Origin of the sequence: Paenibacillus sp. ISL-20 (assembly GCF_018613005.1) — a bacterium.
GTDB lineage: Bacteria > Bacillota > Bacilli > Paenibacillales > Paenibacillaceae > Paenibacillus_AQ.
On record NZ_JAGGRD010000036.1, the window covers coordinates 175,101 to 188,120 of the forward strand.

General features: G+C 53.6%; 9 protein-coding genes and 1 riboswitch. All 9 genes read left to right on the forward strand.

From position 1 onward, the window contains the following. The first annotated feature begins 84 nt into the window (after nt 1-84). The 9 genes from J7E85_RS21680 to fumC all read left to right on the forward strand — a co-directional run bounded on the left by J7E85_RS21680 (nt 85) and on the right by fumC (nt 12,835). On the forward strand, nt 85-675 hold the full coding sequence (locus J7E85_RS21680; RefSeq protein ID WP_215161414.1) for a TetR/AcrR family transcriptional regulator: 591 nt from the start codon (nt 85-87) through the stop codon (nt 673-675). A 60-nt stretch (nt 676-735) separates the two neighbouring features. Continuing rightward, nucleotides 736-1,314: an NAD(P)H-dependent oxidoreductase gene (locus tag J7E85_RS21685; RefSeq protein WP_215161416.1), complete on the forward strand. Its 579-nt coding sequence runs from the start codon at nt 736-738 to the stop codon at nt 1,312-1,314. A gap of 107 nt (nt 1,315-1,421) precedes the next feature. Continuing rightward, nucleotides 1,422-1,523, forward strand: a riboswitch (purine riboswitch). Nucleotides 1,524-1,891: 368 nt separating this feature from the next. Beyond that, entirely contained in the window at nt 1,892-3,694 is a 1,803-nt protein-coding gene (gene ade / locus J7E85_RS21690) for an adenine deaminase (protein ID WP_215161418.1), read from the forward strand. Between the two features lie 288 nt (nt 3,695-3,982). Continuing rightward, nucleotides 3,983-5,386: a cytochrome ubiquinol oxidase subunit I gene (locus tag J7E85_RS21695; RefSeq protein ID WP_076323881.1), complete on the forward strand. Its 1,404-nt coding sequence runs from the start codon at nt 3,983-3,985 to the stop codon at nt 5,384-5,386. Continuing rightward, on the forward strand, nt 5,373-6,389 hold the full coding sequence (cydB, locus tag J7E85_RS21700; protein ID WP_215161420.1) for a cytochrome d ubiquinol oxidase subunit II: 1,017 nt from the start codon (nt 5,373-5,375) through the stop codon (nt 6,387-6,389). Before J7E85_RS21695 ends, cydB begins: the two co-directional genes overlap by 14 nt. Beyond that, complete coding sequence (gene cydD / locus J7E85_RS21705; protein ID WP_215161422.1) at nt 6,389-8,155, forward strand: thiol reductant ABC exporter subunit CydD; 1,767 nt, start codon at nt 6,389-6,391, stop codon at nt 8,153-8,155. Before cydB ends, cydD begins: the two co-directional genes overlap by 1 nt. After that, entirely contained in the window at nt 8,152-9,948 is a 1,797-nt protein-coding gene (gene cydC, locus J7E85_RS21710) for a thiol reductant ABC exporter subunit CydC (protein ID WP_215161424.1), read from the forward strand. The genes cydD and cydC overlap by 4 nt, the downstream gene beginning before the upstream one ends. Nucleotides 9,949-10,179: 231 nt before the next feature. Beyond that, nucleotides 10,180-11,205 (forward strand): DUF2332 domain-containing protein, encoded by a 1,026-nt coding sequence (locus J7E85_RS21715; RefSeq protein WP_353049544.1) that lies wholly within the window; start codon nt 10,180-10,182, stop codon nt 11,203-11,205. Nucleotides 11,206-11,446: 241 nt separating this feature from the next. After that, a complete protein-coding gene (gene fumC / locus J7E85_RS21720) occupies nt 11,447-12,835 on the forward strand; it encodes a class II fumarate hydratase (RefSeq protein ID WP_215161426.1) in 1,389 nt (462 codons plus the stop codon). Nucleotides 12,836-13,020 lie beyond the last annotated feature (185 nt).

A 13,020-nucleotide genomic window follows, 5' to 3' on the forward strand; every position in this document is an offset into this window, starting at 1 on the left:
GAATGAAGAGGCACTCCAGGCAAGGGGAGCCTCTTTTTTGCGTTGGTTATTGCAATTTGGTTAGTGTTCACTTATGATATGAGCATGAAAAAGAAACCTCATTTCGATAGCAAGAAGAAGGATATTTTGCAGGCTGCCATGAAACTCTTCGCCGAGAAAGGCGTGGATGGCGTATCGGTGAAGGAGATCGGCGCAGCGGCGGGTGTAACGGATGCAGCGATCTATAAGCACTTTACGAATAAGGATGCCGTGGCTGCGGAAGCGTTCGAGGAATACTGCAGCAGTTATACGCGTCTGGTGGATGATTATGCTTCCCGGCCCGGCCTGTTTGCAGAGAGACTGTCGGCGCTCGTCATCCGGGTATTGGCGGCGTATGACGAGGATAAATACGGCTTGCTGCTCTTGTCCCAGCATCACGAGCTGTTTACGGAGGTGCTCAAGAGCAGGGGACGTCAGCCGCTGGACGCCTTGCATGAGCTGCTTGAGCAAGCGGTGTTGCAGGGGGATATTCCGCGGCAGAACACGCGATTAACCGCTGTGTTGATCATTGGTGCATTCAGCCAGCTTGCAATCTCAACGATGCAAGGAGAGCTGAAGGAACCGTTGTCGCCGCTGGCACCTGAAGTGACGGCGCATCTATTGGCATTAACAGGTTTGGGAAAAGGTCGGGAGTGACCTTTTCTTTTTACCATCAGGTTAGTGTTTGTTAACCAAATCATGAGGGGGAAGAAACATATGAAAAAGGTTTTAATTATTCAAGGCAATCCCATTAAGAACAGTTATGGCAGTCAGCTGGCAGAGGTCTATGCAAGGGGGGCGGCCGAATCCGGGGCGGAGGTGCGGGAGCTGGTGCTTGCGGAGATGGAGTTTGACCTGAATCTGTCCGGTGGCTATAAGGGTAAACAACCGCTGGAGCCGGATCTGCAAAAAGCGCAAGAACTGATCTCTTGGGCGGATCACCTGGTGTTTGTGTATCCGAATTGGTGGGGCGGCATGCCGGCGCTGCTCAAAGGGTTCATCGACCGGGTTTTTCTGCCGGGCTTTGCGTTTAAGTACCGTCGGAACTCGCCTTTGCCGGAGCAGCTGCTCAAAGGGAAAACGGCCCGTTTGATCGTCACGATGGATTCGCCGTACGTCTACTATCGTTTTTATCTCGGCCAGCCGGGACATCAAATGATGAAGCATTCCATTCTGAAGTTCTGCGGCGTAGGCACGGTTCGTGCCACGAACATTACGCAGCTTCGCAAAATGCCTGAAGTGGCAAGAAAGCAATGGCTTGAGCGTGTACAGAGAATGGGACGAAAATTGGCTTGAGCTGGCAGAGCGTGAGATGTACAGTTCCTTCCAATGGCTTGACTTCTCGGGCAGGAGGATTATAATTCATACAACAAATGAAACGAAAAGAGAATGGAAGAATAAGTTTAATCAAAATCAAATCTTGATGTATATGCCGGGGAATAGGGCCCAGGCGTTTCTACCAGGTTACCGTAAATGACTTGACTACATGAAGGTTGAGAATCCCACCACCCAAAGCCCAGCTTCGTAATGATTGAAGCCGGGCAGGAGGATCATCTTGATTGGAATCCGGCAGGTTTTAACGGATGAGGTGATGTGCAGACTAGATAGCATACATTGCTGATGCACGGGAATTCTCTTCCTCTATGGATATAGTACAGGCACCCCGGGCAGATACGCTGCCCGGGGTGTTTGGCGTGTTATACAGCGGATCGATTTTGTGTTTTTACCGTTCATGATAAGAAAAACGTCTATCGACGTACTTTCACAGATGACAGACCGCAGTTAGATGAAGTTTTTATTGCGATATCAGGAAGTTACAAGCTTCGAAGTTTATACGTTCTGATATCTAAAAAAAGGGGAGCGTGCAATCATCATGAGTTCAAGCAAGAGACAGAAACGATACGAGGTTAGCCGGCTGCTGGGAAAGGTTGCGTTAGGACAGGAGCCTGCCGATCTGGTCATCAAGAACGGCACGCTGGTGAATGTGTTTACAGGCGAGCTTCAGGAGCAGGTGGACGTGGCCATGGCATCCGGACGCATCGCTTATATCGGCAACGCGGATCATACGATCGGGGAAGGGACTCGGGTCATCGAAGCGAATGGCCGCTATATCTCGCCAGGCCTGCTCGATGGTCATATGCATGTGGAGAGCACGATGCTCACCGTGACCGAGTTTGCCAAGGCGGCTATCGTTAGTGGAACGACTGGGGTTTATATGGATCCCCATGAGATTGCCAACGTATTCGGCATGGAAGGTGTGCGCTGGATGCATGAGGAGGGGCAGCAACTGCCGATGAAGGTGTTCACCACCGTTCCTTCGTGTGTACCGTCGACCTTTGATCTGGAGGATGCCGGGGCGCAGCTGGGCGTAGCCGACATTGAGGAAGGGCTGACATGGCCCGGTGTTGCCGGGCTTGGCGAAGTGATGAATTTCCCGGGCGTCGTGTATGGCGATCCGACCATGAGCGGGGAGATCGAAGCCACGCTGCGTGCAGGCAAGACGGTGACAGGACATTTTCCGGCAGAGGATGACCGGATGCTGCAGGCATATATGGCAACCGGCGTAAGCTCCGACCATGAGACGGTAACCAGAGAGCAGGCTTTGGAGAAGGTTCGCCTCGGCATGCATCTGATGATCCGTGAGGGTTCGGCTTGGCAGGATGTGAAGGAAGTTGTTAAGGTCATAACGGAAGATAAGGTGCGAACAGACAATATTTCTCTGGTTACGGATGATGTGTATCCGCAGACGCTGCTGAGACTCGGACACATGAACCATGTAGTCCGCCGCGCTATGGAAGAGGGCGTGGACCCGGTTACGGCGATCCAGCTGGGAACGATCAACGTGGCTCGTTATTTCGGCATGGACATGGAGCTTGGCAGCATTTCGCCAGGTAAAACGGCGGATATTTTGCTGATTGATGATCTGTTGAGCATGGTACCTTCCGTTGTGATCACGGATGGCGAAGTGGTTGCAGAGAACGGCCGACTCGTGAAGGCGTTCCCGGTATATCAATATCCGGAAAAGGCATTTAACTCGGTCCGGCTTCAGCGATCGCTTACAGCGGATGACTTTCTGCTGCGCAGCAAATTCGATGCCGCACGTACGGAAGTGAACGTGGTCCGCGTCATCGAGAACAGCGCCCGTACCGCCAAAATGACGGCGGTGCTCTCCGTGCAGCAAGGGGTGATCCAGCCAGACCTGGACCAGGACGTGGTTCAGTTGGCATGCATTGAGCGCCATGGCACGACAGGACAAATCTCGCTCGGTTTTGCGAGCGGCTTCGGACTCAAGTCCGGCGCGGTTGCGTCCACGGTAGCGCACGACAGTCACAATCTGCTTGTGATGGGTACGAATGCCGAGGATATGGCACTCGCGGCGAATGAGCTGGCGGCGTGCGGAGGCGGCATGATCGTGGTACGAGGCGGCAAGGTGCTGGCGAAGGTGGCGATGCCGATTGCCGGTTTGCTGGCGGACCGTCCGGTTGAGATCGTAGCGGAGGAAGTCGCTGCCTTGGAGGAGGCTTGGAAGGAACTCGGATGCTATATCCATGCGCCGTTCATGACCTTCTCGCTGATTGCGCTGCCGGTGATTCCGGAAATCCGCATTACCAACCGCGGGATCGCAGACGTAACGGAATTCAAGCTCATCGAGACCGAGATTGGCGCGGTTCAATAAGATTGCAGCATACACCGAAGCAGGTTGACCTGAGGGCGAACCTGCTTTTTTGGTGCGTAAATACCGGGCTTGGTCTGTGAGCGGTGCCGCAAGCCATGTCCCAATTGATAATCCTCACATATTCCACCGCCTACTTAGTGATTTTCGTCACAAATTTATAACTTTTTGCCCCGGTTTCAGCCCTGATATTGTGATGTTTATCACAATCCTTTAGGGCGTGGTCTGCGACAATACAAAAAGAATCAAATTTGAAGTGATCACGTGAGCTAAAGAAAGGGGTATCTTAATATGGATCCGGTTATGCTGGCGCGAATTCAATTCGCATCGACAACCATTTTTCACTTTATTTTCGTACCGTTGTCCATCGGATTGGCGTTTCTAATTGCCATTATGGAGACGATGTATGTTGTCAAAGGCCAGGAAGTCTACAAGAAAATGGCCAAGTTCTGGGGAAAGCTGTTCCTGATTAACTTTGCGGTCGGGGTTGTGACAGGGATTCTGCAGGAATTCCAGTTCGGCATGAACTGGTCGGATTACTCGCGGTTTGTCGGGGACGTGTTTGGCGCACCACTTGCCATTGAAGCGTTGCTGGCGTTTTTCCTCGAGTCGACGTTTATCGGACTGTGGATATTCGGTTGGGACCGGTTATCGAAGAAGGTCCATCTGCTCAGTATCTGGCTGGTGTCCTTCGGCACCCTGATGTCAGCCTTCTGGATTCTGGCAGCGAATTCGTTCATGCAGCGCCCCGTCGGGTTCGAGATGAACAATGGGCGGGCGGAGATGAATGATTTCTTCGCACTGATTACGAACGGTCAGCTGCTAGTGGAGTTCCCGCACACGATCTTCGGGGCACTGGCAACCGGGGCGTTCCTCGTAGCAGGTGTGAGTGCCTACAAGCTAATGAAGAAGCAAGATTTGGATTTCTTTAAGAAATCATTCCATATCGCCATCGTGATTGGCCTCATCACCTCCATTCTGGTTGCGGTATTCGGTCATCAGCAGGCACAGTATCTGGTGGATACGCAGCCGATGAAGATGGCCGCTGCGGAGAGCCTATGGGAAACGAGTGACGATCCTGCGCCTTGGACGGTCATTGCAGCCATCGATCCGGATAAGCAGGAGAACACGATGGAGTTTAAAATCCCGTATTTGCTCAGCTTTTTGTCCTATAGCAAGTTTTCCGGTGAAGTCATCGGGATGAAGGAGCTGCAGGCGCAATACGAACAGCAGTATGGACCTGGAGATTATATCCCTCCTGTGCGCACCACGTTCTGGAGCTTCCGGATTATGGTGGCCGCAGGCAGCATCATGATTCTGCTGGGGTTGTACGGAGCATGGCTCATGCTGCGCAAAAAGGTCGAAAAGGCCGGCAAATGGTTCCTCAGACTGATGCTGTTCGGTATTTCGCTGCCGTTCATTGCGAACACGTCGGGGTGGATTATGACGGAGATCGGGCGGCAGCCGTGGACGGTATTCGGACTGATCACCACGGAGAACAGTGTTTCACCGAACGTCAGCGCAGGCTCGATCCTGTTCTCGCTGATCATGTTTACCGCCATTTATGCGGTGCTGGCAGCCGTCATGGCGTATCTATTTATCAAAGTCATTAAGAAAGGACCGTATGCGGCGGAGGAAGATGACCACCACGCAAGCGATCCGTTTAATAAGGAGGGCTACAATGCTGTCTCTTAACGAACTGTGGTTTGTGCTCGTTGCCGTATTGTTTATCGGGTTCTTCTTCTTGGAGGGCTTCGACTTCGGGGTCGGGATGTCCACGCAGCTGCTGGCCAAAAATGATACCCAGCGCCGGGTGCTGATCAACTCGATCGGCCCGTTCTGGGATGCTAACGAGGTCTGGTTGTTGACGGCGGGCGGCGCGATGTTCGCCGCCTTCCCGAACTGGTATGCTACGCTGTTCAGCGGGTTCTACATTCCGCTTGTCTTTCTTCTGCTGGCCTTGATCGGACGCGGGGTGGCCTTTGAATTCCGCGGCAAAGTGGGCGATGTTCGCTGGAAACGGGTATGGGACGGTGCAATCTTCACCGGCAGCGTGCTTCCGCCATTCCTGCTTGGCGTTGTTTTTGCCTGCCTGATCCAGGGGCTCCCGATTAACGAAGAGATGCAGCTGCATGCCGGATTGTTTGATGTTGTGAATGGCTATACTGTGGTTGGCGGGCTGACGATGGTGATGCTCTGCCTGCTGCATGGCTTAATGTTCACAACACTGCGCACGATGGGGGATCTTCAGGAACGGGCACGCCGTATGGCCCGGAAACTCCTGCTTCCCGTAGCAGCCCTGTTCGTGGCATTCGGGGTGATGACGTATTTCATGACCGATGTCTTCGAGAAGCGTGGCGTGGTGTTAACCGTGCTGCTAGTGCTGGCTCTGCTCGCATTCTTACTGGGCGGATATTTCATGAACATCAAGCGGGACGGCTGGGCTTTCGGGATGACCGGGGCGGTTATCGCTCTGCTGGTAACGTCCGTGTTCGTGGGCTTGTTCCCGCGCGTGATGGTCAGCTCCATCAATTCGGCATTTGACCTGACTATTTATAATGCGGCCTCCGGACCGTATTCTCTCAAGATTATGACGATTGTGGCGGTAACGCTGCTGCCATTCGTATTGGGCTATCAAATTTGGAGTTACTTCGTTTTCCACAAACGGGTACATGAGAAGGAGCATCTGGAGTACTGATGGGAAAAGATCTGCTGGGATACAAAGGCGCCAAGACGGTATTCTTCCTTGTCGCCGTATGTACCCTGGCACAGAGCATGGCCATCCTCCTGCAAGCCAAGTGGCTGGCGGAAGCCATATCCGCCTTGTTTGCCGGATCAACGCTGCAGGAGCAGGGGGAGACCATTGCCTTGTTCCTGCTTGCATTTCTGGCACGCCACGGCATTTCAGCCGTGCAGCAAGGAATCGCACAGCGCTTTGCCGAGGGGACGGGCACGAGCCTGAGGAAGCAGCTGCTGGATGAGCTGTTTCGGAAGGGGCCGTCCTTTGTCCGGTCGGAAGGAACAGGCAATGTGGTTACGCTTGTGCTGGAGGGCATCGGCAAGTTCCGCAAATATGCGGAGCTGACCATACCGCGCATGATGGGGGCGAGCATTACCCCGGCTCTGGTATGGCTGTACGTGTTCATGACGGACCGGATTTCGGGCATTATTTTGCTGGTGACCATGCCGATCCTGATCGTATTTCTCATCCTCGTGGGGCTTGCCGCCAGAAAGCAGACCGAGCGGCAGCTGGATTCTTACCGGATGCTGTCTAATCATTTTGTAGATTCGCTGAGAGGTCTGACTACCCTGAAGTTTCTGGGACAGAGCCGCAAGCACAGCGAGAGCATACAGCAAGTCAGCGAGGGATATCGAGCAGCTACTATGCGGACGCTGCGCGTGGCGTTTCTGTCGTCCTTCGCGCTGGATTTCTTTACGATGCTGTCCGTGGCATCTGTTGCGGTAAACTTAGGCTTACGCCTCATTAACGGCAGCCTGGAGCTGCTGCCCGCGCTGCTTATCCTGATCCTGGCACCGGAGTATTTCCTGCCGGTGCGCATGGTCGGGGCGGACTTTCATGCCACGCTGGACGGTAAGCAGGCAGGGGAAGCGATGCAATCCATGATTCAGGAGGCCCGGAGAGGGCGTTCTTGCGATATAACATTTAAAATTAAAGATAATTTGTCTGAGCCCAATTCGCCGCAGCCGCAATTCCAGTGGGATAATCACAGCGTGCTGGAGCTGTCCGGTATCGGCCTCAGACACGAAGAGTTGGGGCCGGCTTCCTTGGAGAATGTCAGCTTCCGGATACCGGGTCAGCGCAAGATCGGCATCGTCGGGGAGAGCGGGGCCGGCAAATCCACGCTCATCGAGCTATTAGGGGGATTCTTGGCACCAACGTCCGGCGTGATGGAGCTGAACGGCGTGAAGCTGGAGGACAGGAACCGGCAGGCATGGCGGACCGAGGTCACCTATATGCCGCAGCAGCCGTATTTATTCGGTGCTACCTTGGCGGATAATGTGCGCTTCTATGCACCGGAGGCATCAACAGCGCAAGTCGAAGCCGCAGTGGAAGCGGCGGGTCTATCGGATCTGGTGAAGAGCTTGCCGGGCGGACTTGCGGAGATGATCGGCGGCGGTGGACGCACTTTAAGCGGTGGCCAGGCCCAGCGTGTAGCCTTAGCCAGAGCGCTGCTCGGCGGCCGGCGGGTTCTGCTGCTGGATGAGCCGACGGCTCATTTGGATATCGAGACGGAATACGAGCTGAAGGAGACAATGCTGTCCCTTTTTCAAGATAAGTGGGTATTCCTCGCGACGCACAGACTGCACTGGATGCAGGATATGGATTACATCCTCGTTCTGCATCAGGGGCGGGTGGTGGAGACGGGAACCCATGAGGAGCTTATCGCTCGGCAAGGTGTCTATTATGGATTAATTACATCGCAGATGGAGGGAGTACAATGAAGCAGGAATCGTGGTTTCGGCCTTACGTAACGGCAAACTTCTGGCGCTTTTTGCTGATTGTGATGCTTGGCGTGCTCACGATCCTGTTCGCCGGGATGCTGATGTTCACATCCGGGTATTTGATCTCCAAGTCCGCCCTGCGACCGGAAAACATCCTGATGGTATACGTGCCGACCGTAGGGGTTCGGACCTTCGGCATCGGACGTGCGGTCATCCATTACGTGGAGCGCCTGGTGGGACATGACACGATTCTTCGCATCCTGTCCCAGATGCGTCTGCGGCTGTACCGCATTCTGGAACCGCAAGCCCTTCGTTTGTCCTCCCGGTACCGCACCGGGGATCTGCTGGGCGTGCTCTCTGATGATATCGAGTATTTGCAGGACGTCTATATTCGAACGGTTTTTCCATCGATTGTGGCGCTTGTGTTATACGCCGGGGTTATTCTGGCCGTCGGCCTGTTTGACCCGGCATTTGCCCTTCTGCTCGCGTTATATGTAGCGGTGCTGATTCTGGTGCTGCCGCTGGTTTCCCTGCTGTTCACCAAACGGAAAAATCGGGAATTTAAGCAGGCCCGCGGCAACCTCTACCAAAAGCTAACCGACGCGGTACTGGGTATTCATGAATGGTATGTCAGCGGCCGGCAGACGGAGTTCCTGACCGGTTATGAGGCGGATGAAGCCAAGGTCGACCGGACTGACCGCTCCCTTAAGCGCTGGTCGCGTCTTCGGGCTTTTATCGGTCAATGCGTGGTTGCCGTGACGGTGGTATCAATGGTGTATTGGTCAGGACGACAGTATGCGGACGGCTCGATCGATGTTACGCTGATCGTGGCTTTGGTTCTGGTTGTATTCCCGTTAATGGACGCATTCCTGCCGGTATCCGAAGCCGTGGAGCGGATTCCGCAGTACGGCCAATCGGTCGCGAGACTTCAGGCGATAGAAAGCGCAGAAACATCTGAAGGGGAGCGGAACCGGGAGCAACAGCTGAATATGGGAGAGATCGAATCTGTCATAAATAGCCGTGTCCATGTGAAGGCGGATGGCGTCAGCTTCCGTTATGATCAGGCAGCAGTAGGCGAATCTGGGCTGGAACGATCCGGTGCGAGTAAGGCAGGGTCTACATTAACGGATGTATCCTTGGATATTCCTCCTGGGGCTAAGGTAGCCATTATAGGGCGTTCCGGTGCCGGTAAATCCACCCTGCTGCAGCTGATTCAGGGCGTGCTGGCACCTTCAGGGGGAAGTCTTACCCTGGGCGGAGTGGATGCTGCGCGGTTTGGCGATGAGATATCTTCTGTTATTTCGGTATTGAATCAGAGTCCGCACTTGTTCGATACAACGCTAATGAACAACATTCGGCTCGGACAGCCGGATGCCACGGAGGCCGAAATACGGGACGCGGTTGCTCTGGCACGGCTAGAACCGTTGGTGGCCTCCCTTCCGGAGGGTCTCCGTACCCGTATGCAGGAAGCCGGACAGCGTTTCTCCGGAGGAGAGCGCCAGCGCGTGGCTTTGGCCCGGATCCTGCTGCAAAAGACGCCTGTTGTCATTCTGGATGAACCGACGGTCGGGCTGGATCCCAAAACCGAGCGGGAACTGTTATCCACTATGTTCGCCAGTCTGCAGGACCGGACGCTGATCTGGGTGACGCATCATCTGGTGGGCGTGGAGCGCATGGATGAGATCCTATTCATGGAACACGGCCAAATCGTTATGCGGGGTACCCACGATGAGCTGATGGAGCGGTATCCGCGGTATCGGAACTTGTATCTATTGGATCGTCCGGCAGTCTAGACAACAACAGTATCCTTAGTAGAAGAACCACCCTTTTGAAATGCCCCTAATTGTTAGACATGACCTAACAATTGGGGTGCAGTTCATTTAGGATCGGTTCTTTTTTTGTCTCCATCTTATTTTTCTTAATGAGCCTGATAAAAGATCCAAATCCACGCGCATCCTGGAAAGATGTAACATTAGTCTTAAGCAGGATAAATGTTAATTACAACTTTAGGGGTGTGATGTAAGGTGGCTCATAAACGGATGGTCAACGTGTTTCGTCATTTTGCTGAGCGGGAATGTCCGGGCTCCAGTGTGTTCTATGAGTATTTGTCGCGCCATATAGCTGATGATGAAGAGTTGCTGCAAGTTGCAACGTTTGTTCCTGCAGGCCAGCCTGTACCCAATATGCTGTTTGGGGCCGTTCAATATTTGCTGCTCCAGGGTGAGGGACCGGAGTTGAGAGTGTATTACCCCGGTCTTGTGGAACATCCGAAGGAAATGAGCTCCTGTTATCCCCATTTTCGTTCATTTGTGCTGAAGCATCAGTCAGCCATTATCGGGATACTGGAGAGTAAACGGGTACAAACGAACGAAGTCCGCCGCTGTGCGTATTTGTATCCGGTGTTCTGCTCGATCTATGACAAGGTCCGTAAGCCGCTTGCCTTGGTGGAGCTTGGAACCAGTGCCGGATTGCAGCTGCTGTGGGATCAATACAGCTATTCCTATGGGGACACGGCGAGTTACGGCCTTGCGGGGTCGAAGGTTCATATCACATCGGAGATCAGGGGGAGCCGCACGCCGTTCCTGCTGGCTTCCAGTCCCCCGGTCGTCTATCGGATGGGGATCGATCTGCATGTGAATGACGTGCGAAACCCGGAGCATTTATTGTGGCTGCGGTCTTTAATCTGGCCGGGTAATCACGACAGGGTATCCATGCTGGAGCATGCGGCGGAGGTACTGAAGCAGCAGACCGGGATACAGTTCCGGGAAGGGGATGGGACCGCGTTACTTCCGGAAATCGTGAGGGGCATCCCGGAGGAGGCCGTCATTTGTGTATTTCATACGCATGTGGCTAATCAGATTCCGGAGGCGTCCAAGCAAAAACTGCTGCATCACTTAAATGAAATCGGAAGCGTCCGCGATATCGTGCATGTCTACAACAATATGGAGGATGAGCATCTCCATGCCGATTATATCCTCGGAGGTGTGCCGAGCCAGTTTACGGTGGCACGGACGGATGGGCATGCGCGCTGGTTTGAGTGGCTGTTGTAAGGCGGAAATATTACCGATAGCATGTGATTAAAGAGGCACAGTGAATCGTGCGGTACCTGTCGCTGTTTCGTATGAGGTGACGGTGAGTAAGCGAGCCAAGAAGGCAGCCGAGCCAGCACTTTAAGCCAGGCAGCCAAAGCCGTTCATCCCGTCTGTTTTTTTCTTGGGCAAGTCTATGTCATAATAGGGGAGATGGAATATTAAGCGCTTAAATTCAAGGAAGCCAAAGGAGGAAGTTGGGATGGATTATCGTATTGAGAAGGATACCCTGGGTGAGGTTAAAGTGCCTGCGGATAAGCTATGGGCAGCGCAGACACAGCGCAGTTCCGAGAATTTCCGGATTGGAACCGAAACGATGCCGAAGGAAATCATTCGGGCATTTGCGATATTGAAGAAGAGCGCGGCCATTGTGAATGGCAAGCTTGGTAAGCTGGATGCAGACAAAGTGGATGCGATTAAGACCGCCGCCGACGAGATTGTGGCCGGCAAGTGGGATGAGCACTTTCCGCTGGTGGTTTGGCAGACCGGCAGCGGCACACAGTCCAATATGAACGTGAACGAAGTCATTGCGAACCGTGCGAATCAACTGCTTGAGCAAAAAGACAGCGCCCTGCGCGTTCATCCCAACGACGACGTTAACAAATCCCAAAGCTCTAACGATACGTTTCCGACAGCGATGCACATGGCCGCGGTTGTGGCCGTGGAAGATCATGTGCTGCCCGCGCTGCGCCGCTTGAAGAAAACGCTGGAGAAGAAAAGCGATGAATATAAGGATCTGATCAAAATCGGCCGCACGCATCTTCAGGATGCAACGCCGCTGACCCTCGGACAGGAAATCAGCGGCTGGCACCGGATGCTCGAGAAGTGTGAATTGATGCTTGCTTCCGCCGTAGAACCGCTGCGTGAGCTGGCTATTGGCGGTACTGCCGTCGGTACCGGCATTAACGCCCATCCTAAATTTGGAGAAATGACGGCTGCTGAAATCAGCATGCAGATCGGAAAAAGCTACACGTCCGCCAGCAACAAGTTTCATTCGCTGACCAGCCATGACGAGATTGTATTTGCCCATGGGGCGCTAAAGGCGCTGGCTGCTGATCTGATGAAAATCGCCAACGACGTTCGCTGGCTGGCAAGCGGTCCCCGTTCCGGGATTGGCGAGATCTCGATCCCTGCTAATGAACCGGGAAGCTCCATCATGCCGGGGAAAGTGAACCCAACCCAGAGCGAGGCACTGACAATGGTAGTCTGCCAAGTGATGGGCAACGATGCTACGATCGGTTTTGCAGCAAGCCAGGGTAATTTTGAGCTAAACGTCTTCAAACCGGTCATCATCTATAACTTCCTGCAGTCCGTACGCCTGCTGTCGGATGCCATGGATTCGTTCGACCAGAATTGCGCGGTCGGCATCGAAGCCTCTCTTGACGTTCTCCGTGCGAACATGGAGCGGTCGCTGATGCTGGTGACGGCGCTGAACCCGCATATCGGATATGAGAATGCCGCGGCCATCGCGAAAAAAGCGCATAAAGAAGGGACAACACTTCGTGAAGCGGCTCTGGCAAGTGGACTGCTCCGCGGAGAGGATTTTGACCGAATTGTTCGTCCGGAAGAAATGATCCATCCGAAGGAGTAGGGTCCAATGTTTAGAGCTTGATCGGAAAACAGCCTCGGTTGAACCCCCAGCCCATTTCACTACGGTGAAGTGGGTTTTGGTTTTTAGATTATAGAGTGATCAGGTTTTTAGCGAAACTGAACCATATTTGTTGATCGCAAGGTAACCTTCTTCTTATTACGTGGCCTTCTGTGAGAGCATATCGA

Bases quoted from the DNA above. Each gene is read 5' to 3' on its own strand.
- cydB (WP_215161420.1), top strand. From the start codon at position 5,373: ATGCTGTCTCTTAACGAACTGTGGTTTGTGCTCGTTGCCGTATTGTTT.
- cydC (WP_215161424.1), top strand. From the start codon at position 8,152: ATGAAGCAGGAATCGTGGTTTCGGCCTTACGTAACGGCAAACTTCTGG.
- cydD (WP_215161422.1), top strand. From the start codon at position 6,389: ATGGGAAAAGATCTGCTGGGATACAAAGGCGCCAAGACGGTATTCTTC.
- J7E85_RS21685 (WP_215161416.1), top strand. From the start codon at position 736: ATGAAAAAGGTTTTAATTATTCAAGGCAATCCCATTAAGAACAGTTAT.
- J7E85_RS21695 (WP_076323881.1), top strand. From the start codon at position 3,983: ATGGATCCGGTTATGCTGGCGCGAATTCAATTCGCATCGACAACCATT.
- fumC (WP_215161426.1), top strand. From the start codon at position 11,447: ATGGATTATCGTATTGAGAAGGATACCCTGGGTGAGGTTAAAGTGCCT.
- J7E85_RS21680 (WP_215161414.1), top strand. From the start codon at position 85: ATGAAAAAGAAACCTCATTTCGATAGCAAGAAGAAGGATATTTTGCAG.
- ade (WP_215161418.1), top strand. From the start codon at position 1,892: ATGAGTTCAAGCAAGAGACAGAAACGATACGAGGTTAGCCGGCTGCTG.